The sequence below is a fragment of the Salmonella sp. 741265050_HSA genome, assembly GCF_046569445.1.
Classification (GTDB): domain Bacteria; phylum Pseudomonadota; class Gammaproteobacteria; order Enterobacterales; family Enterobacteriaceae; genus Salmonella; species Salmonella enterica.
The window spans coordinates 863,243-882,668 of record NZ_JBKFSV010000001.1 but is presented as its reverse complement, the minus strand read 5'-3'; the positions used below and the strand labels follow the sequence as shown (position 1 = coordinate 882,668).

Annotated in this window: 20 protein-coding genes; 10 read left to right on the top strand and 10 right to left on the bottom strand. The window is 53.4% G+C overall.

Translation table 11 applies throughout. The annotated features are described in order from the left end of the window. Positions 1 to 12: 12 nt before the first annotated feature. Positions 13 to 813 carry a PTS mannose transporter subunit IIC gene (gene manY, locus ACLD4F_RS04395; RefSeq protein ID WP_000406920.1) on the bottom strand — a complete coding sequence of 267 codons (801 nt, stop codon included), beginning with the start codon at positions 811 to 813 and terminating at the stop codon, positions 13 to 15. A gap of 52 nt (positions 814 to 865) precedes the next feature. Then, complete coding sequence (gene manX / locus ACLD4F_RS04390; RefSeq protein WP_411010688.1) at positions 866 to 1,834, bottom strand: PTS mannose transporter subunit IIAB; 969 nt, start codon at positions 1,832 to 1,834, stop codon at positions 866 to 868. A 152-nt stretch (positions 1,835 to 1,986) separates the two neighbouring features. Here manX and ACLD4F_RS04385 point away from each other — a divergent pair, with 152 nt between their 5' ends. Then, positions 1,987 to 2,319, top strand: a complete 333-nt coding sequence (locus ACLD4F_RS04385) for a protein YoaL (protein ID WP_011233029.1) — start codon at positions 1,987 to 1,989, stop codon at positions 2,317 to 2,319. Further along, complete coding sequence (yoaE, locus tag ACLD4F_RS04380; protein WP_000421815.1) at positions 2,307 to 3,866, top strand: CNNM family cation transport protein YoaE; 1,560 nt, start codon at positions 2,307 to 2,309, stop codon at positions 3,864 to 3,866. Before ACLD4F_RS04385 ends, yoaE begins: the two co-directional genes overlap by 13 nt. Positions 3,867 to 3,887: 21 nt before the next feature. Here yoaE and ACLD4F_RS04375 read toward each other — a convergent pair whose 3' ends face one another. The 4 genes from ACLD4F_RS04375 to pabB all read right to left on the bottom strand — a co-directional run bounded on the left by ACLD4F_RS04375 (position 3,888) and on the right by pabB (position 9,201). Continuing rightward, positions 3,888 to 5,489: a cyclic diguanylate phosphodiesterase gene (locus ACLD4F_RS04375; protein WP_350427207.1), complete on the bottom strand. Its 1,602-nt coding sequence runs from the start codon at positions 5,487 to 5,489 to the stop codon at positions 3,888 to 3,890. A 137-nt stretch (positions 5,490 to 5,626) separates the two neighbouring features. Beyond that, positions 5,627 to 6,991 carry an L-serine ammonia-lyase gene (gene sdaA, locus ACLD4F_RS04370; protein ID WP_000624273.1) on the bottom strand — a complete coding sequence of 455 codons (1,365 nt, stop codon included), beginning with the start codon at positions 6,989 to 6,991 and terminating at the stop codon, positions 5,627 to 5,629. A 263-nt stretch (positions 6,992 to 7,254) separates the two neighbouring features. After that, entirely contained in the window at positions 7,255 to 7,833 is a 579-nt protein-coding gene (locus ACLD4F_RS04365) for a CoA pyrophosphatase (RefSeq protein WP_000381544.1), read from the bottom strand. A gap of 3 nt (positions 7,834 to 7,836) precedes the next feature. After that, a complete protein-coding gene (pabB, locus tag ACLD4F_RS04360) occupies positions 7,837 to 9,201 on the bottom strand; it encodes an aminodeoxychorismate synthase component 1 (protein WP_411010687.1) in 1,365 nt (454 codons plus the stop codon). Positions 9,202 to 9,281: 80 nt separating this feature from the next. On the opposite strand from pabB, the gene ACLD4F_RS04355 reads away from it, so the two are divergent. After that, on the top strand, positions 9,282 to 9,461 hold the full coding sequence (locus ACLD4F_RS04355; protein WP_000457328.1) for a YoaH family protein: 180 nt from the start codon (positions 9,282 to 9,284) through the stop codon (positions 9,459 to 9,461). 5 nt (positions 9,462 to 9,466) lie between these two features. Here ACLD4F_RS04355 and ACLD4F_RS04350 read toward each other — a convergent pair whose 3' ends face one another. Further along, positions 9,467 to 9,811, bottom strand: coding sequence for a RidA family protein (locus tag ACLD4F_RS04350; protein WP_000029550.1), 345 nt, complete (start codon positions 9,809 to 9,811; stop codon positions 9,467 to 9,469). 130 nt (positions 9,812 to 9,941) lie between these two features. Between ACLD4F_RS04350 and ACLD4F_RS04345 the strand changes: the two genes are divergently transcribed. The 5 genes from ACLD4F_RS04345 (at position 9,942) to rnd (ending at position 16,349) form a co-directional block, all read left to right on the top strand. Next, positions 9,942 to 11,852 (top strand): ATP-dependent DNA helicase, encoded by a 1,911-nt coding sequence (locus tag ACLD4F_RS04345; protein ID WP_000128801.1) that lies wholly within the window; start codon positions 9,942 to 9,944, stop codon positions 11,850 to 11,852. A 57-nt stretch (positions 11,853 to 11,909) separates the two neighbouring features. After that, positions 11,910 to 12,605: a tRNA (adenosine(37)-N6)-threonylcarbamoyltransferase complex dimerization subunit type 1 TsaB gene (tsaB, locus tag ACLD4F_RS04340; protein ID WP_076726682.1), complete on the top strand. Its 696-nt coding sequence runs from the start codon at positions 11,910 to 11,912 to the stop codon at positions 12,603 to 12,605. Positions 12,606 to 12,677: 72 nt separating this feature from the next. Further along, the gene (locus ACLD4F_RS04335; RefSeq protein ID WP_000290594.1) at positions 12,678 to 13,259 is read left to right on the top strand and encodes a Slp family lipoprotein; all 582 of its coding nucleotides are present in this window, start codon (positions 12,678 to 12,680) and stop codon (positions 13,257 to 13,259) included. A gap of 204 nt (positions 13,260 to 13,463) precedes the next feature. Next, the gene (fadD, locus tag ACLD4F_RS04330) at positions 13,464 to 15,149 is read left to right on the top strand and encodes a long-chain-fatty-acid--CoA ligase FadD (RefSeq protein ID WP_001529322.1); all 1,686 of its coding nucleotides are present in this window, start codon (positions 13,464 to 13,466) and stop codon (positions 15,147 to 15,149) included. Between the two features lie 72 nt (positions 15,150 to 15,221). Beyond that, the gene (gene rnd, locus ACLD4F_RS04325) at positions 15,222 to 16,349 is read left to right on the top strand and encodes a ribonuclease D (protein ID WP_079944948.1); all 1,128 of its coding nucleotides are present in this window, start codon (positions 15,222 to 15,224) and stop codon (positions 16,347 to 16,349) included. Positions 16,350 to 16,470: 121 nt separating this feature from the next. On the opposite strand, the gene minE is transcribed toward rnd, so the two are convergent. From minE to minC, 3 genes are read right to left on the bottom strand one after another with little or no spacing between them, the layout of a single operon-like run. Next, positions 16,471 to 16,737, bottom strand: coding sequence for a cell division topological specificity factor MinE (gene minE / locus ACLD4F_RS04320; RefSeq protein ID WP_001185666.1), 267 nt, complete (start codon positions 16,735 to 16,737; stop codon positions 16,471 to 16,473). Positions 16,738 to 16,740: 3 nt separating this feature from the next. After that, positions 16,741 to 17,553 carry a septum site-determining protein MinD gene (minD, locus tag ACLD4F_RS04315; RefSeq protein WP_000101047.1) on the bottom strand — a complete coding sequence of 271 codons (813 nt, stop codon included), beginning with the start codon at positions 17,551 to 17,553 and terminating at the stop codon, positions 16,741 to 16,743. Positions 17,554 to 17,576: 23 nt separating this feature from the next. Further along, on the bottom strand, positions 17,577 to 18,284 hold the full coding sequence (minC, locus tag ACLD4F_RS04310) for a septum site-determining protein MinC (protein WP_079944949.1): 708 nt from the start codon (positions 18,282 to 18,284) through the stop codon (positions 17,577 to 17,579). Between the two features lie 125 nt (positions 18,285 to 18,409). Between minC and ACLD4F_RS04305 the strand changes: the two genes are divergently transcribed. Continuing rightward, positions 18,410 to 18,703, top strand: a complete 294-nt coding sequence (locus tag ACLD4F_RS04305) for a YcgL domain-containing protein (RefSeq protein WP_001525604.1) — start codon at positions 18,410 to 18,412, stop codon at positions 18,701 to 18,703. Between the two features lie 49 nt (positions 18,704 to 18,752). Further along, positions 18,753 to 19,412 (top strand): fumarylacetoacetate hydrolase family protein, encoded by a 660-nt coding sequence (locus tag ACLD4F_RS04300; protein WP_023196939.1) that lies wholly within the window; start codon positions 18,753 to 18,755, stop codon positions 19,410 to 19,412. Positions 19,413 to 19,426 lie beyond the last annotated feature (14 nt).

Sequence of the window (19,426 nt, the reverse complement as noted above, 5' to 3'; positions counted from 1 at the left end):
TTCGCTCACCTGTTAGTCCAGTTCGTTGTCGAGATCGTTATTGCCAGCAGCCGTTGCAGGCGCGCCCGCTACACGGTTGTATTTCGGGCTCAGCTGGATGTAAAGAATAGCCATCACTGCGCCGATGACACCCAGTGCGACCAGGTTGAAGTTTGTGAAAGCCGCGGTGACGAAACCGAGGTAGAAGAACGGCATCAGGTAGCCTGCGCGCATCATGTTGATAACCATCGCATAACCAACCACGACGATCATGCCGCCGGCGATGTTCAGACCGCCTGTGACGACTTCAGGAATCGCATTCAGCATTCCCTGTACTTCGCTGGTGCCTACGGAGATGGCAACGATAACCGCCGGGATAGCGATACGCATTGCCTGCAGGAACAGAGAAGAAACGTGCAGCCAGGAGAGCGCCGTCAGGTTGCCGTTTTCAGCCGCCTTGTCCGCCGCGTGCTGGAATGCCACGGTGATGGTACGAACGATAATGGTCAGTACCTGGCCTGCCGCCGCCAGCGGAATCGCCAGCGCGATACCGGCGCCAATGCTTTGATGCCCGGCGATGACCAGAACGGTAGAGATGATGGACGCCAGTGCGGCATCAGGCGCAACGGCAGCACCGATGTTCATCCAGCCCAGAGCGATCATTTCCAGAGTACCGCCGATGATAATACCGGTTTTCATGTCCCCCAGAACGGCGCCGATTAAGGTACAGGCGATCAGCGGACGGTGGAACTGAAATTCATCAAGTACCGACTCCATACCTGCGATACATGCGACGATGAACACCAGCACAATCTGAAGAGTGGTAATCTCCATTGTACTTCTCCTATTGCTATCTTAAGTGTGAAAGCTAATTAAATGCCGGCGGTTATTTCGCCACTTTGGCAATTAAATCCATCATTTTCAGTTTCGGATCGGTGGAAACTTTACGCACCTCAAGCTCGATGCCGCGCTCGTTGAGCTTTTTAAAGGCTTCGATATCCTTTTCATCGACGGAAACGGCGTTGTTCACCTGCGTTTTACCTTGACGATAGGCCATACCGCCAATGTTCACGGAAGTGACTTTCACGCCGCCCTCAACGATGCGCTCGACGTCGGTAGGATTGGTAAACAGAAGCATCACGCGTTCGCCAGCGTATTTCGGGTTATTGTAGACGCGAATCATTTTCGCGACGTCAACCACATGCGCCGTAACGCCCGGCGGCGCAACTTGTGTCAGCAGCGTTTTACGTACGGTATCCGCCGCGACTTCATCGCTCACAACAATAATACGGCTGACATTGGTCTCTTTGGTCCAGCGGGTAGCGACCTGGCCGTGAATGAGGCGGTCATCAATACGGGCAAGCCCGATAACCATATAATCATTCGGGCCCATCGGTTTTGCCGGCGTGGCCGCTTTTGGCGCGGCGGCGACTGGCGCTGGCGCGGCTTTTTCTACCGGTTTCGCTTTCAGCGCTTTTACGCCTTCACGACCGGTTTCTACCGCCAGTGCGACCAGCTCATCAAAGCTCGGATCGTCGTCACGAGCCATAAACGTTTCGACCAGCATCGGGATGTTGACGCCGGCAATAACTTCATAGCGCTCTTTATCGACGACAATGCGGCTGGCAGCATTAAACGGGCTGCCTCCCCATGTATCAACGAGAAATAGCACGCCTTTACTGGTATCGAGTTTAGCCAACTGAGCGTTGTACTTTTCGATCAGCGTTTCGGCATTTTCGCCTGGAACGAAATCGATCCAGCCGACGTTTTCCTGCTCGCCTAACAGCATTTCGGCTGTTTTAAGTAACTGCTCTGCAGTCCAACCATGTGTGCCTATAACAATAGCAATGGTCACTTGCTACCTCCTTTATTATTGTCAACACATCAACTTGACAGATGTATTTTTTGAATCGCCGTCCGCAAGCGAATCGATTCAGATGAGGGTTACAACGAAAAACGCATGATTTTCGTGAATTATTTTAGATATCGAAAAAAATATTTTGTGTGATGGAGATCCGTAATTTTGTTTTCGATAATGAGAAATTTCGAAGTGTAAAATATCCCGGTTACATCTCTTTGCAAAGGAAGGTAAATCTTTGCCAAAAACCAGTTGTCTCTGTTATGTTTAGCTTCCGTTTAATTAGAATGGGGTATAGGGCAGCAGCCCGTTGTATGGATCGTCACCGACGTCATTTCACTCTTTGGCCGTTTTGCGCCTGTCAATCTGGCATATCTTGCCATAGCCTTACTTTGTTTATTGCGTTACCGCCTGCATCCTTTGAGATGTTGTGGGCGCCGTTTAGTCATTCCTTAAGCAGGAGCTTGTCATGGAATTATTAATGGATCCCTCAATTTGGGTGGGTTTACTCACGCTCGTCGTCCTGGAAATTGTCCTGGGTATCGATAACCTGGTCTTTATCGCGATCCTCGCCGATAAATTGCCGCCAAAGCAGCGTGACAAAGCGCGTCTTATCGGGCTCTCGCTGGCGCTGATTATGCGTCTGGCGCTGCTGTCCATTATTTCGTGGCTGGTGACCTTAACAAAGCCGCTCTTTACCGTCTGGGATTTTACCTTCTCCGGCCGCGATTTAATTATGCTGCTGGGCGGTATATTCCTGCTGTTTAAAGCGACCACCGAGCTGCATGAACGTCTGGAAAACCGCGAGCATGACACCGGACACGGTAAAGGCTATGCGAGCTTCTGGGTGGTAGTCACGCAGATTGTCATCCTGGATGCGGTCTTCTCGCTGGACGCCGTGATTACGGCGGTAGGTATGGTAAACCATCTGCCGGTTATGATGGCGGCGGTGGTGATTGCGATGGCGGTGATGCTACTGGCGTCAAAACCGCTGACCCGTTTTGTCAACCAGCATCCGACGGTAGTGGTGCTCTGTCTGAGTTTCCTGCTGATGATCGGCTTGAGCCTGGTGGCGGAAGGGTTCGGTTTCCATATTCCGAAAGGCTACCTGTACGCGGCAATTGGTTTCTCGATCGTTATCGAGGTGTTTAACCAGATTGCGCGCCGCAACTTTATTCGTCATCAGTCCACGTTGCCGCTGCGCGCGCGTACTGCGGACGCTATCCTGCGTCTGATGGGCGGTAAACGCCAGGCGAGTACGCAACATGAGACGGATAGCCCGGCCGCGATATCGGTGTCGGAAGGCGCCTTCGCCGAAGAAGAACGCTACATGATTAACGGCGTACTGACTCTGGCGTCGCGCTCCCTGCGCGGCATTATGACGCCGCGAGGCGAAATTAGTTGGGTGGATGCGAATCTCAGCGTAGCTGAAATCCGTCAGCAGTTACTCTCTTCTCCGCATAGCCTGTTCCCGGTATGTCGGGGCGAGCTGGATGAAATTATCGGTATCGTTCGGGCGAAAGAGTTGCTGGTGGCGCTGGAAGAGGGCGCGGACGTTGCGGCTATCGCCGCGTCTTCTCCGGCGATAGTGGTGCCGGAAACGCTTGATCCTATCAATCTGTTAGGCGTTTTGCGTCGCGCGCGCGGCAGTTTCGTTATCGTCACGAACGAGTTCGGCGTGGTGCAGGGGCTGGTTACGCCGCTGGATGTGCTGGAAGCGATTGCCGGTGAGTTCCCGGATGCCGATGAAACGCCGGAAATCGTTGCCGATGCCGAGGGCTGGATAGTGAAGGGCGGCACCGATCTCCATGCGCTACAGCAGGCGCTGGAAGTTGACCATCTGGTGAACGAAGAGGGCGATATTGCGACGGTCGCGGGGTTAGTGATCGCCGCTAATGGCCATATTCCTCGTGTAGGCGATGTCATTGATGTTCCGCCACTGCGGATCACCATTGTCGAGGCCAACGACTACCGTGTCGATCTGGTTCGGATTGTTAAAGAACAGCCTGCCCACGACGAAGAGGAATAACGTCACACGCAGGAATCAAGTCTATAGATGCGGCATCGCGGACATAATCTGTCCGTTATGCCGGGCGGGCGGCGGCGCGCTGCCCGCCAGCCACTGTGGAAATTCGCTAATGGGCATCGGCTTCGCATAGAGATAGCCCTGTAACATTTGCACACCATGCTGGCGCAAATGCTGTGCCTGCGTCTGGTTTTCGACCCCTTCCGCCACCAGTTCAATATTCAGTCTCTGCCCTAGCGCGATAATAATATCGGTCACCGTTGAATTGACCGCATCGGTACCGATGGCGGCGGTGAAGGATTTATCGATTTTCAAAATATCCGGCCGCAGTTTTTCCAGCCAGGAGAGCGAGCTGTTTCCTGTGCCAAAATCATCGATGGCTAACTTGACGCCTTTACGGTGCAACTCGCGCATCAGGCGGTAATCAACGTCAAGCAACGCGTCGCGTTCCGTGAGCTCCAGCACCAGTTGCTGAACAGGTTCCGCACTAAACCAGTACTGATTAAGATCCTTGAGAAGCACGCCGTGTCGGAAATGGCTTGCCGCCACATTGATGCCGATATGAAACTGATGGTTGATGGGGAAGCAGTGCCGCTGCCGAATGGTTTCCGCAATCACATAGCGGGTCAGCGGCGCTATCAGGTTATGCTCTTCGGCGATAGGAATAAAAACATCCGGAGAGATCCAGCCCTGGCGTGGGTTGTTCCAGCGTAACAGGATCTCAACGCCGGTACACTGCTGCGTGCGGGCATTAAGCAACGGCTGACAAAATAGCTCAAACTCCCGTTCGGCAAGGGCCAGATTAATCTCCCAGGAAAAGCTCATTCTGCTGGCCGTTGCCAGCCAGGCGATATAACCGATCAACAGGCTAAGCAATACGGCCAGCGGTAACTGCGTCGGGAGATGTTTGAACGCCAGTACGCCTGCCGACGGCCCGCTGACGCTGATAGTAAAAGGGAAATGCCGCGATGAAAGCTGGTAACGCTCTTCATCTTTTTTTAATTCCGGAAGAGTATCGACCACGCCCCGACCATATAACAGGTGCCGTTTGCCGACCGTCAGGCTGGCGCTGGTAATTTGCGGCTGCTGCGGCTCAAGTAGCATAGTCGCCAGCAAGTCAATATTCACAATTTCCATCACGCCATCCTGGCCATCGGCAGAGGCGGGATACCACTGAATGAGGATCGGGCTTCCCTTGAGTAACGATTGGTCCGTGGAAAGTAGCAGCAGATCGCCAGCTGCGGGAAGATCGGGCTGAAGCTGGCGTATGGGAGTGTTACGGGCGCCAAAAATGCTTGAGCAGTAGAGAATTCCCTCTTTTACCAGCCCGATAGAACGAATGGTTTGCAGGCGGGCGGCTTGCTTACGCAACGGCAAATGCGCGGTCGCGCACGGAAGCTCAAGTAAGGGTAGCAGTATGTTTCGTCCGACCAGGAGAGGATGCAGCACATTATCCAGCGCATCAACGGCATGATTCGCGAATGCAACCGTGCGATGGTGATTTAAGTTCCGCTCCGAAATAAATCGGATGCTCAGCGTAAGAATGAGCGTGACCAGTGCACAAATCGTGCAAACAATGAAACGATTACGGCGATAATGATTGATGATCCGTTGTGCTGTTTGCATGCGGGCCGCCCAATAAGCGTTGGCGACAAAAGCCAACCGCGACACAGCAAGTGTAGTGGGGAAATGTGGAGTCGACGAGGAAGAGATAAAAATTTCGCCCATCCGTAGCAGATGGGCGAAGGGAGGGGAAATGGCGTTTAATCACACTGGACTTTAATGGCCAACCCGCCGCGCGACGTTTCACGGTATTTGGCGTTCATGTCTTTTCCGGTCTCGTACATCGTTTCGATGACTTTATCCAACGAGACGCGCGGCGCGCTGGTTCGACGCATGGCCATACGCGCAGCGTTGATCGCTTTAACCGAAGCAATGGCGTTACGCTCAATACACGGCACCTGCACCTGACCGGCAACCGGGTCGCAGGTCAGCCCCAGGTTATGCTCCATGCCGATTTCAGCGGCAACGCAAACCTGTTCCGGGCTGGCGCCCAACAGTTCAGCAAGGCCTGCCGCCGCCATCGAACAGGCGACCCCGACTTCACCCTGACAGCCGACTTCCGCGCCGGAAATAGACGCGTTCATCTTATACAGCGCGCCAATAGCGCCTGCCGCCAGGAAGTAGCGGGTGTAAATATCTGGGCTGACAGACTCAATAAAATGGTCGTAGTAAGCCAGTACCGCAGGCACGATGCCGCACGCGCCGTTGGTTGGCGCCGTCACGACGCGACCACCTGCGGCGTTCTCTTCGTTCACCGCCAGAGCAAACATGTTCACCCAGTCAATGACGTTCATCGGATCGTTGGAAAGCTTATCGCTGGAAACCAGCATACGACGCAGCGCGGAGGCGCGACGCGGTACGCGCAGCGGCCCCGGCAGAACGCCTTCGGTATTCATACCGCGATCAATACAAGCCTGCATGGTTTGCCAGACGTGACCGAAATACTCTTCAATCTCTTTCTTGCTATGCAGCGCCAGTTCGTTTTGCATCACCATGCCGGAGAGTGAAAGGCCGGTACTGTTGCAATACTCCAGCATTTCTTTCGCCGATTTAAACGGATAAGGTACAGTAACCTCATTCGTCGCTTCCTGGCCGAAATGCGCTTCATCAACGATAAAGCCGCCGCCGATGGAATAGTACGTCTTGCTATAAATGACCGTGTCGTCATGCCAGGCGTGGATCTGCATCCCGTTTTCATGCAGCGGCAAATTGCCGTTGTGAAAACGCATTCCGTCATCTTTCGGGAAGTCGACTTCGTGACGTCCCTGGGCCAGTAACAGACGCTCGCGCGTTTCGACGTCGCGAATAAAACCGGGGATACTATCAATATCCACGGTAGCGGGTTCATTACCCGCCAGACCCATAATAATGGCGATATCGGTATGGTGACCTTTCCCCGTCAGCGACAGCGAGCCGTAGACATCGACAGCGACGCGGGTAACGTTATCCAGTAATCCTTTTTCGACCAGGTCATCGACGAACTGTTTACCGGCTTTCATCGGGCCAACAGTGTGGGAAGAGGAGGGACCAATCCCTACCTTAAACATGTCGAATAGGCTAATCACGATAATACTCCTGACAGGGCAACCGGGGCTTCCGGTTACGATGTTATAACTGCGCATAGTGTAAGAGGGAACGCTGGCATCAGCTTAACTATTCACATGAATTAAACTAATGAATAACCGCGTTTTTACTAATATTGCGACAGTAATCTCAAGTCGTGTCTTGCGCGCGTAAAGTTAAGTATATACACGTTGCCCTTCAGGCTGCCTCTTTGGGGGAGGCGATTGTTACCGCCTTTAGGCAACGTGAATGGCGTTGTGTACAGTCAGGGCTTTACGCCGATTTGCAGCGCCAGCTCACGAAGAATGTTTGCGGTCATGCCCCAGACGAAATAATGCTCATACCAGGAGAGCCATACGCGGTGCGAATTGCCGCGACGGTAAACATCAAGCGGGTGATATCGACCCAGTTGCAACGCTTGCGCCAGCGGCATTTCAAACACCGCAGACACTTCGTCTTCACTGGCGCGCCAGGGGAGATTTGGCGGAATAATGCCGACCACCGGGGTGACCTGAAAACCGGTCACGCTGTCTACCGGCGGTAAAACGCCAATCACTTCCACGGCTTGCGGCGGGATGGCGACTTCCTCCTGCGCTTCGCGAAGCGCTGCGGCGATAAGCGAAGCATCGGTACTGTCCACGGCCCCGCCGGGAAAGGCGACCTGTCCGGCGTGTTTGCGCAAATGAATAGCCCGCTGGGTCAACAGCAGCCCCGGTTGGGGGCGGCGAACCACAGGGATCAGTACGGCGGCCTGACGTTGATTCAACGTTTCATGAGTCATCTGCGGGCGCAAAAGCTGAAAGCGCGATAAGAAATGATCGAGCGTCAGACGGCTGGTATCCACGTATTAGTTCTCCAGTGGGTGCAGGATACGATTAACTTTATCAAAAGTTTCCTGATATTCCGCTTCTTCCTTGCTATCGGCCACGATACCGCCGCCGGCTGAGCAATAGAGTTGGCCCTGCGTTGCCGTGACGGTGCGGATAGTAATACTGGTATCCATCCTGCCGCAGAAACTCAGATAACCGATGCTACCGCACCAGGCGTTGCGTCGCTGCGGCTCCAGTTCGTCGATAATTTCCATCGCCCGCACTTTAGGCGCGCCGGTAATGGAGCCGCCGGGGAAAGCCGCGCGCAGCAGATCGGTGGCATGAAGCGAGTCCGGTAAACGGGCGGTAATGGTGCTAACCAGATGGTGAACGGCAGGAAATGGTTCGACGACGAACAGTTCCGGCACTTTCACCGAACCCGGCACGGCGACCCGGCCAATGTCGTTACGCATCAAATCGACGATCATCAAATTTTCAGCGCGATCTTTCATTGAGTTGGCCAGTTTCTGCGCCTGCTGACGATCCGCCTGCGGATCGTTAAGCCGTGGGAGCGTACCTTTGATCGGGCGCGTCTGAATATGACCATTCTCCAGTTGGATAAAACGCTCGGGAGAAAGGCTCAATATGGCGCCGTCATGTAAACGAAGAAAGGCGCTGAACGGGGCGCGATTGGCGCGGTTAAGGTGTTCGAAAGCCTGCCACTCATCACCCTCGTAGCTCGCCTGAAAACGCTGGGAAAGATTGACCTGATAGCAGTCCCCGCTGTGCAGCCAGGCCTGCACCTGACGAAACTTCTCGCCATACTCGCAACGCGTCATATTGGATTGCCAGGCCGAGGTAAGCCTGAAGGGCGTTCGGGTCGGCGCGCGCTGGCTGGTGAGCCAGCGATATCGGGCGTCTGCATCGTGATAGCTTATCAGCGACACCACCTGTTTATGGTGATCGACAATCAGCGCCCAGTCGTAAAGGCCAATCGCCATATCGGGTAAAACGATATCGCGCGCGGCAGTATCGGGCAGAATTTCGAAACGCCGCCCTAAATCATAACCAAACAGCCCCAGCGCGCCGCCCTGAAAGGGTAAGTCAGGGTCAGGCTGAGGATGAAAAGGCAGAGCCTCCAGTTGAGTCTGCAAAACGTGTAACGGATCGTCGAGAGTGACGGTAGTCGTGCGCGCAGTACATACCGTGGTTTCCTGCGCGCGCGTGGTCAGCGTGGTGACAGGATCGGCGACCAGAATATCAAAACGGTTATAGGGATGAATAGCATCACCTGAATGCAGCAGCATCGCCCATGGCAAATGGTTTACGGGCGCAAAATAGTGTTCAGCGGCGTTCGGACGCCAGGGTAAGGTGATAACAGTGGGAGATAACGTCTTCATCATTCCTGACTCGTTACAACACTACTGGCTTACCGCCGGGTAGCGTGAAATAATTAGCGCTAACAATTTAGCAGGAGTTAATCATGTTTGCAGGTTTACCTTCACTCAGTCATGAACAACAGCAAAAAGCCGTAGAACGTATCCAGGAATTGATGTCGCAAGGTATGAGCAGCGGAGAAGCGATTGCCCAGGTGGCGGGCGAACTTCGCGCCAACCATACCGGCGAACGGATAGTGGCGCGTTTTGAGGATGAAGACGAATAACCGGCTTATACCGCCGCGACAATCTTAATCTCAACTTTATATTTCGGATTCATTAACCCGGCCTGTACGGTACAGCGTACCGGCGCATGGCCTGCGACGACCCACGCATCCCACGCCTTATTCATGGCGGCAAAATCCGCTTTATCGCTCAGGAAAATAGTGGCATCCAGAATACGTGACTTACTGGAGCCCTGTTTTTCCAGCACCGCATCAATTTGCGCCAGAGTATTCGCCGTTTGCTCAAAAGCATCGGCGTCGAGGTTTTCCGGCACGCCGGTATACCACAGCGTATTATTGTAGATCACCACATCAGACCAACGATCTTCGGCATCAATACGCACGATAGACATCACTTATTCCTCATTTGCTTTCCATTTGAATGGCTCAAGACTGCCACAATGTGGCGTCGCCGTCACCTCTGTAGCTGGCGTAAGCCTTTCTACCCTGACATAATCCCTGTGCAAATTAACAGGGGGCAGTGTGACGGACGATTTTGCAGCAGATGGCCAACTGGCCAAAGCGATAACCGGCTTTAAACCGCGCGAACCACAGCGGCAAATGGCGGTTGCCGTGACACAAGCGATTGAAAATGCGCAGCCTCTGGTTGTTGAAGCCGGCACCGGAACCGGGAAGACCTATGCTTACCTCGCTCCGGCGTTGCGCGCCGGGAAAAAAGTCATTATTTCGACCGGGTCGAAAGCGTTGCAGGATCAACTCTACAGCCGCGATCTGCCGACGGTAGCAAAAGCGTTGGCGTTTACCGGTAAGACGGCCCTGTTGAAAGGACGTTCAAACTACCTCTGCCTGGAGCGTCTGGAACAACAAGCGCTGGCGGGCGGCGATTTACCGGTACAAACGTTAAGCGACGTGATATTGCTGCGCTCCTGGTCAAATCAGACGCGGGATGGCGATATCAGCACCTGCGTCAGCGTGGCGGAGGATTCCCAGGCCTGGCCGCTGGTCACCAGTACCAACGACAACTGCCTTGGCAGCGATTGCCCGCTCTACAAAGAGTGCTTTGTGGTGAAAGCGCGTAAAAAGGCGATGGACGCGGATGTGGTGATTGTAAACCACCACCTTTTTCTTGCGGATATGGTGGTTAAAGAGAGTGGGTTTGGCGAACTTATCCCTCAGGCTGAAGTAATGATCTTCGATGAAGCCCACCAACTGCCTGACATCGCCAGCCAGTATTTCGGACAATCGCTCTCCAGCCGTCAGTTGCTGGATTTAGCAAAAGACATCACCATCGCCTACCGGACGGAACTGAAAGACACTCAACAGTTGCAAAAATGCGCCGATCGCCTTGCCCAGAGCGCCCAGGATTTTCGTCTGCAACTGGGGGAGCCCGGCTACCGGGGAAATTTGCGTGAACTGTTAGCCGACCCACGTATCCAACGGGCATTTTTACTGCTGGATGATACGCTGGAGCTTTGTTACGACGTGGCGAAGCTGTCGCTGGGCCGTTCGGCGCTGCTGGATGCGGCTTTTGAACGCGCCACGCTATACCGTTCACGGCTGAAACGCTTAAAAGAGATCAATCAGCCGGGATACAGCTACTGGTATGAGTGCACCTCGCGCCATTTCACCCTGGCGCTGACGCCGCTCACCGTGGCGGACAAATTCAAAGAGGTGATGGAACAGAAGCCCGGTAGCTGGATTTTTACCTCGGCCACGTTGTCGGTAAATGATGATCTTCACCACTTTACCGCCCGTCTGGGAATTGAACAGGCAGAATCCATGCTACTGCCCAGCCCATTCGACTATACGCGCCAGGCGTTACTCTGCGTACCGCGTAACCTACCGCAAACCAACCAGCCCGGCGCGGCGCGACAGTTGGCGGCTATGCTCAGGCCGATTATCGAAGCCAATAACGGGCGATGTTTTATGCTGTGCACCTCGCACGCCATGATGCGCGATCTGGCGGAGCAGTTTCGCGCCACCATGACGCTGCCGGTATTGTTGCAAGGGGAAACCAGTAAAGGCCAACTGTTACAGCAATTTGTTAGCGCCGGCAACGCGCTGCTCGTCGCCACCAGCAGCTTCTGGGAAGGGGTGGACGTGCGCGGCGATACGTTATCTTTGGTGATTATCGACAAATTGCCGTTTACCTCCCCGGACGACCCGTTGTTAAAAGCGCGAATGGAAGACTGTCGTTTGCGCGGCGGCGATCCGTTTGATGAGGTTCAACTGCCCGACGCGGTGATTACGCTGAAGCAGGGGGTGGGGCGGCTGATTCGCGATGCGGACGATCGCGGGGTGTTAGTGATTTGTGATAACCGGCTGGTGATGCGGCCCTATGGCGCCACGTTTCTCGCCAGCCTGCCTCCTGCGCCGCGCACGCGTGATATCGCCCGTGCCGTTCGCTTTCTTGCGATTCCATCCGCCGAGTAATTTGTTACGGAGTATGGTAAGATGCGCGCTATTTTATTGATCTAAGCACGAAACCTCATGCGAATTCTGGCTATCGATACCGCCACAGAGGCCTGTTCTGTCGCCCTGTGGAACAACGGTACTATCAATGCTCACTTTGAGCTTTGTCCACGAGAACACACTCAACGTATCCTGCCCATGGTGCAGGAGATTCTGGCCGCCAGCGGCGTCTTGCTCAATGAGATAGATGCGCTGGCGTTTGGGCGCGGTCCGGGCAGCTTTACCGGCGTGCGTATCGGCATTGGTATTGCGCAAGGGCTGGCGTTAGGGGCAAATCTGCCGATGATCGGTGTTTCGACGCTTGCCACGATGGCGCAGGGCGCGTGGCGTAAAACCGGCGCGACCCGCGTACTCGCTGCGATTGACGCGCGGATGGGCGAAGTGTACTGGGCGGAATACCAGCGTGATGCGCAGGGCGTCTGGCAGGGCGAAGAGACGGAAGCGGTGTTGAAACCGGAACGGGTCGGTGAGCGGTTGAAACAGCTTTCCGGCGAGTGGGCGACCGTAGGAACGGGTTGGTCCGCGTGGCCCGATCTGGCGAAGGAGTGCGGCCTGACGCTTCATGATGGGGAGGTGTCGCTCCCGGCAGCGGAAGATATGTTGCCCATCGCCAGTCAAAAGCTGGCGGCAGGAGAGACCGTTGCCGTGGAACATGCCGAGCCGGTTTATTTGCGTAACGAAGTGGCGTGGAAGAAACTTCCCGGCAAAGAATGACTCTCACTACTATTACCCCCCCATACTTTATGCTGTGGGGTGGAATAGAGGTCGAGAAAAAGGAGTCGCATCATGGCGGTTCAAAAACGGTTAATAAAAGGGGCGCTGGCGTGTGCTTTTGCGCTTATGCTGAGCGGTTGCGTGACTATCCCGGATGCCATTAAAGGTTCGAGTCCGACGCCGCAGCAGGATTTGGTGCGGGTGATGAATGCGCCGCAGCTCTATATCGGGCAAGAGGCGCGTTTTGGCGGCAAAGTTGTGGCGGTACAAAATCAGCAGGGAAAAACCCGGCTTGAAATCGCGACCGTACCGCTCGATAGCGGCGCGCGTCCTGTTCTGGGCGAAGCCTCGCGCGGCAGAATTTTTGCCGATGTGAACGGTTTTCTGGACCCGGTGGACTTCCGTGGCCAGTTAGTTACCGTTGTCGGCCCGATAACCGGCACGGTTGACGGTAAAATCGGCAATACGCCGTATAAATTTATGCTGATGCAGGCTACCGGCTATAAACGCTGGCATCTTGTTCAGCAGGTCGTCATGCCTCCACAGCCGATCGATCCGTGGTTTTACGGCGGACGCGCCTGGCCTTATGGCTATGGCGGTTGGGGATGGTATAACCCTGGACCCGCAGAGGTTCAGACGATAGTAACAGAGTAACACTTTGTTTTATCAATAAAAGAAACAGCGGCTGGTCCGCTGTTTCTGCATTCATAGAGACATAATAAAAATAAATAGTGACGCGCTTCGCAACCTTTCAGTTGTGTAATTAATAAACTGGTACGCTGAGTTAATATAATGTTAACGACTTGTTTATTAACTGGGGTTGTGATGACGACGAACACTCATTTTAGAGGTGATGCATTGAAGAAGGTTTGGCTTAACCGTTATCCTGCTGATGTTCCGGCGGAGATCAACCCTGACCGTTATCAATCCCTGGTTGAACTGTTTGAACATGCGGCGACGCGCTATGCCGATCAGCCTGCGTTCGTCAATATGGGGGAGGTAATGACCTTCCGCAAATTAGAAGAACGTAGTCGGGCATTTGCGGCTTATTTACAACAAGGGCTGGGACTCAAAAAAGGCGACCGTGTGGCGCTGATGATGCCAAACCTGTTGCAGTATCCTGTCGCGCTATTTGGTATTTTACGCGCCGGCATGATTGTGGTGAACGTTAACCCGCTTTACACGCCGCGCGAACTTGAGCATCAGCTTAACGATAGCGGCGCGGCGGCAATCATTATTGTTTCTAACTTTGCCCATACGCTGGAAAAAGTGGTCGAGAAAACGTCGGTACAGCACGTTATTCTGACGCGGATGGGCGACCAGCTTTCTACCGCCAAAGGTACGGTTGTTAACTTTGTCGTGAAATACATCAAGCGTCTGGTGCCAAAATACCACTTGCCAGATGCGATCTCGTTTCGCAGCGCGCTACAGCATGGCTACCGTATGCAGTATGTCAAACCCGAGGTTGTCGCTGGAGATCTGGCTTTCCTGCAATATACCGGCGGTACGACGGGCGTGGCGAAAGGCGCGATGTTGACCCACCGCAATATGCTGGCGAATCTGGAGCAGGTGAAAGCGACCTATGGGCCGCTGCTGCACCCGGGGAAAGAGCTGGTAGTGACCGCGCTGCCGCTGTATCACATTTTTGCCTTAACCATGAACTGTCTGCTTTTTATCGAGCTGGGTGGGCAAAACCTGCTGATTACCAATCCGCGTGATATCCCCGGCCTGGTCAAGGAGCTGGCGAAATATCCATTTACGGCGATGACTGGCGTTAATACGCTATTCAACGCCTTGCTCAATAATAAAGAGTTTCAACAGCTGGATTTTTCTTCGCTGCATCTGTCAGCCGGCGGCGGGATGCCGGTGCAAAACGTCGTTGCGGAACGTTGGGTAAAGCTGACCGGGCAATACCTGCTGGAAGGCTACGGGCTGACCGAGTGCGCCCCGCTGGTGAGCGTCAACCCGCATGATATTGATTATCACAGCGGCAGTATCGGCCTGCCAGTACCGTCAACAGAAGCCAAACTGGTGGATGACGATGACAACGAAGTCGCGCCAGGTGAGGCCGGAGAGCTTTGCGTGAAAGGTCCGCAGGTTATGCTGGGATACTGGCAGCGTCCTGACGCGACGGATGAAATCATTAAAGATGGCTGGCTGCATACGGGCGATATTGCGGTTATGGATGAAGAGGGCTTTCTGCGGATTGTCGATCGTAAGAAAGATATGATTCTGGTTTCTGGTTTTAACGTTTATCCAAACGAAATTGAAGATGTGGTGATGCAGCATTCTGGCGTGCAGGAAGTCGCGGCGGTTGGCGTGCCTTCCGGTAGTAGCGGCGAAGCGGTGAAGCTTTTTGTGGTTAAGAAAGATCCGGCATTGACTGACGATGCGTTGATCACCTTCTGCCGTCGCCATCTGACCGGATATAAGGTGCCCAAACAGGTCGAGTTTCGCGAGGAATTACCAAAATCTAACGTTGGGAAAATTTTACGACGAGAACTGCGTGACGAAGCCCGTGGCAAAGTAGACAATAAAGCCTGAGCGTTAAGTCAGCTAACGAGAGACGCCGGTTAAGCCGGCGTTTTTTTTGGCGCGAACCAAAGAGAACACGATTTGAATTACCAAATGATTGAAACGGACGATGCGCTGGCGAGCCTGTGTGAGGCTGTCCGCGCATGTCCGGCTATTGCTTTAGATACGGAATTTGTCCGTACCCGCACCTATTACCCGCAGTTAGGATTGATCCAGTTATTTGACGGGGCAAATGTCGCCCTGATCGATCCGCTCGGCATCAGCGACTGGTCGCCGTTAAAAGCGGTGTTGCGCGATACGGGAATCACCAAATTTCTGCACGCGGGTAGCGAAGATCTGGAAGTATTTCTGAATGCGTTTGGCGAACTGCCGGAACCCCTGATTGATACGCAAATCCTGGCGGCGTTTTGCGGGCGCCCGCTGTCGTGGGGGTTTGCGTCGATGGTAGAAGAGTATACGGGCGTGGCGCTGGATAAAAGCGAGTCTCGTACCGACTGGTTAGCCCGGCCTTTAAGCGAACGTCAGTGTGAATACGCGGCGGCGGATGTCTGGTATCTGTTACCGATCGCCAAAAAGCTGATGATTGAAACTGAAGCCGCAGGATGGCTGCCTGCCGCGCTTGATGAATGCCGATTGATGCAGCAGCGTCGTAAGGAGATTCAGGCGCCGGAAGAAGCATGGCGGGATATCACCAATGCCTGGCAACTGCGTACTCGCCAGTTAGCCTGTCTGCAACTTTTAGCTGACTGGCGGCTGCGTAAGGCGCGTGAGCGCGATATGGCGGTGAACTTTGTTGTGCGTGAAGAAAATCTGTGGGCGGTCGCGCGTTATATGCCGGGCAGTCTCGGTGAGCTGGATAGCCTGGGGCTTTCCGGCAGCGAGATTCGTTTTCACGGCAAGACGTTGATATCGCTGGTGGCGAAAGCACAGGCGTTACCGGAAGAGGCATTGCCGGAACCCCTGTTGAATCTGATGGACATGACGGGCTATCGCAAAGCGTTTAAGGCCATCAAAGCGCTGGTGGCGGAGGTGAGCGCGTCGCATCACGTCAGCGGCGAGCTACTGGCATCGCGTCGGCAGATTAATCAGTTGCTTAACTGGCACTGGAAATTAAAACCGCAAAATGGGCAACCGGAATTGATTTCCGGCTGGCGCGCCGAACTGATGGCGGAGAAGTTAACTCTTCTGTTGCAGGAGTATCCGCGTTAACGGCGGTAATTGCCGGGAAAACGGCCAGTGAAATAAATGTCCGTATTCGGAATAATGTAAAAAAATAAAAAAGGCAGATTCTTCTGCCTTTTTTAATCCAGGAATTTTCCCATAAAAGAGCTTATTTTGACTCTTCGGCTTCCGGCAGCGTTACGTTAAGTTCAAGGATGGAGATATCACCATCTTTTTGCTCAAGCTGGACGGTAACCATTTCCGGATCGATTTGTACGTATTTACAAATGACCTCAAGAATATCTTTACGTAACTGCGGTAAATAATGCGGTTCGGCATCGCTACGGCGACGTTCCGCGACAATGATTTGCAACCGCTCTTTTGCAATATTAGCGGTACTCTTTTTCCGCGAGAGAAAAAAATCCAGTAATGCCATAATTTATCCTCCGAACAGGCGTTTGAGGAAACCTTTCTTCTCTTCTTCAATGAAGCGGAAAGGACGTTCTTCTCCCAACAGACGATCTACGGTATCTGCATAGGCTTTACCCGCATCCGCAGTGGCGTCAAGAATCACCGGTTCGCCCTGGTTCGATGCGCGCAGTACGGATTGATCTTCCGGGATCACCCCGACGAGTTTAATACGCAGAATCTCCAGTACATCTTCCATGCTGAGCATGTCGCCTTTATTGACGCGGCCTGGATTGTAGCGCGTCAACAGGAGATGTTCTTTAATCGGTTCTTCGCCATTTTCTGCGCGACGAGATTTCGATGCCAGAATACCCAGAATACGGTCCGAGTCACGGACAGAAGAGACTTCCGGGTTAGTCGTGATGATCGCTTCATCGGCAAAATAGAGCGCCATCAGCGCCCCGGTTTCGATACCCGCCGGCGAGTCGCAAACGATGAACTCAAAGTCCATTGCTTTCAGTGAGTCCAGTACCTTAGCGACGCCTTCGCGCGTCAGCGCGTCTTTATCCCGGGTCTGCGACGCCGGAAGAATGAAGAGATTTTCAGTACGCTTATCTTTGATCAGCGCCTGATTCAGTGTCGCATCGCCCTGAATGACGTTTACAAAATCGTAAACGACACGACGTTCGCACCCCATAATCAGATCGAGGTTACGCAGTCCGATATCAAAATCAATGACGACAGTTTTCTTTCCCTTCTGGGCCAAACCTGTAGCGATGGCCGCGCTGGAGGTGGTCTTGCCAACGCCCCCTTTACCCGAAGTAACAACAATAATGCGTGCCATAAAAATTCCTTGTTAAAAAGGGATCAATTCAACGGTTGAACTGTCAAAGCGTTGTCTGCTAAACGCAGGCGCGCCGCTTTGCCATAAAATTCTGCCGGGATTTTATCACTCAGCCAGTAAACACCTGCGATAGAGACCAGTTCTGCCGTCAGATGGGTACAAAAAATTTGCGCTTCCCGATCGCCGCTCGCCCCTGCCAGCGCGCGACCTCTCATCATGCCATAGACATGGATATTGCCGTCAGCGATAAGCTCTGCGCCAGCGCTGACGTGACTTGTAACAATCAGATCACATTGTGGAGCATAAATGCGCTGACCGGAACGAACCGGAACATCAATTAATCGCGTTTTTGTGATGGGATTAGCGTTTTGCGGCGGTTCGTTGGGCGTTGCCGGCTCAACGGGCGCAGGCCGAACCGCTTTCTCTTTACCTTCAGTCAGTAAAGGAAGACCCATCCGATCGATTTCTACTTTCAGGCTGGCGTCTTTACAGCCGCTCACGCCGATAATGCGTAAGCCGGTTGAGGTCACGATCTTATGCAGTTCCGGCCAGTTTACCGGGCTTTCAAGACCGCTAACGTTAATAACGACAGGGGCGTGTTTTAAAAACGCAGGAGCCTGCGCTATTTTGTCTTCTAACGCCTGACGAATAACCTCTGGTTCCGCTTCATGCAAATGAACCACTGATAAGGTGAAGCTACTGCCTTTAAGCTCGATTGGCGTGTTTGACATCCTGGCCTTACTCAATTTGCTATTTATCATCTCCGATACGGAGTGATATTCCGAAGTCCAGAAGGCATGTTATAGTCAGTATTATATTGAGGCAAGTCACCATCCCGTTAATTCAGAGTAAAAGTATGTTTTGTGTGATCTATAGAAGTAGCAAGCGCGATCAAACCTATTTGTATGTCGAAAAAAAAGACGATTTTTCGCGGGTGCCTGAAGCATTGATGAAAGGATTCGGTCAGCCGCAGTTAGCGATGATGCTGCCGCTTGATGGACGTAAAAAATTAGTCAATGCCGAGCTCGAAAAAGTAAAACAGGCGTTAAGCGAGCAGGGCTATTATTTACAATTGCCGCCGCCGCCGGAAGATTTGCTGAAACAACATCTTTCTTCGGTGGGACAAAATACGTCGCCCGCTGACCGTTAAACGGTATTCGGCGCCGCGCCTGAATTCCATCATGATCTTAGGGGAAAATATGTATCAACATCGTAACTGGCAAGGTGCCTTGCTTGATTACCCGGTAAGTAAAGTGGTCTGCGTGGGCAGTAATTACGCAAATCACATCAAGGAGATGGGCAGCGCGACGCCGGAAGAACCCGTGCTTTTTATCAAGCCGGAAACCGCATTGTGTGATATTCGCCAGCCGCTGGCGATTCCGGCGGATATGGGCGCTGTTCATCATGAAGTTGAGCTTGCTGTGCTGATTGGCGCAACGCTCCGCCAGGCGACCGAAGATCATGTACGTAAAGCGATAGCCGGTTATGGCGTGGCGCTTGATTTAACCCTGCGCGATATTCAAGGGAAAATGAAAAAGGCCGGACAGCCCTGGGAAAAAGCCAAAGGTTTTGATAACGCATGTCCGATTTCAGGCTTCATCCCTGTCGCGGCCTTCTGCGGCGATCCGCAAAATACGCTTATCGGACTTAACGTTAATGGCGAGGTTCGCCAGCAAGGGTCGACCGCGGATATGATTCATCCTATTGTGCCTCTTATCGCCTATATGAGCCGCTATTTTACGCTCAAAGCCGGGGACGTGGTGCTAACCGGCACGCCGGCAGGCGTGGGGCCATTATTAAGCGGCGATGAGCTGGACATTCGTTTTAATGGCGAAACGTTGTCTACCCGCGTTCTGTAAAATCTGCTTGCCGC

Bases quoted from the DNA above. Each gene is read 5' to 3' on its own strand.
- manY (WP_000406920.1), bottom strand. From the start codon at position 813: ATGGAGATTACCACTCTTCAGATTGTGCTGGTGTTCATCGTCGCATGT.
- ACLD4F_RS04385 (WP_011233029.1), top strand. From the start codon at position 1,987: ATGGAGATCCGTAATTTTGTTTTCGATAATGAGAAATTTCGAAGTGTA.
- yoaE (WP_000421815.1), top strand. From the start codon at position 2,307: ATGGAATTATTAATGGATCCCTCAATTTGGGTGGGTTTACTCACGCTC.
- ACLD4F_RS04375 (WP_350427207.1), bottom strand. From the start codon at position 5,489: ATGCAAACAGCACAACGGATCATCAATCATTATCGCCGTAATCGTTTC.
- pabB (WP_411010687.1), bottom strand. From the start codon at position 9,201: ATGATGAAGACGTTATCTCCCACTGTTATCACCTTACCCTGGCGTCCG.
- ACLD4F_RS04355 (WP_000457328.1), top strand. From the start codon at position 9,282: ATGTTTGCAGGTTTACCTTCACTCAGTCATGAACAACAGCAAAAAGCC.
- ACLD4F_RS04350 (WP_000029550.1), bottom strand. From the start codon at position 9,811: ATGTCTATCGTGCGTATTGATGCCGAAGATCGTTGGTCTGATGTGGTG.
- tsaB (WP_076726682.1), top strand. From the start codon at position 11,910: ATGCGAATTCTGGCTATCGATACCGCCACAGAGGCCTGTTCTGTCGCC.
- ACLD4F_RS04335 (WP_000290594.1), top strand. From the start codon at position 12,678: ATGGCGGTTCAAAAACGGTTAATAAAAGGGGCGCTGGCGTGTGCTTTT.
- minE (WP_001185666.1), bottom strand. From the start codon at position 16,737: ATGGCATTACTGGATTTTTTTCTCTCGCGGAAAAAGAGTACCGCTAAT.
- minD (WP_000101047.1), bottom strand. From the start codon at position 17,553: ATGGCACGCATTATTGTTGTTACTTCGGGTAAAGGGGGCGTTGGCAAG.
- minC (WP_079944949.1), bottom strand. From the start codon at position 18,284: ATGTCAAACACGCCAATCGAGCTTAAAGGCAGTAGCTTCACCTTATCA.
- ACLD4F_RS04305 (WP_001525604.1), top strand. From the start codon at position 18,410: ATGTTTTGTGTGATCTATAGAAGTAGCAAGCGCGATCAAACCTATTTG.
- ACLD4F_RS04300 (WP_023196939.1), top strand. From the start codon at position 18,753: ATGTATCAACATCGTAACTGGCAAGGTGCCTTGCTTGATTACCCGGTA.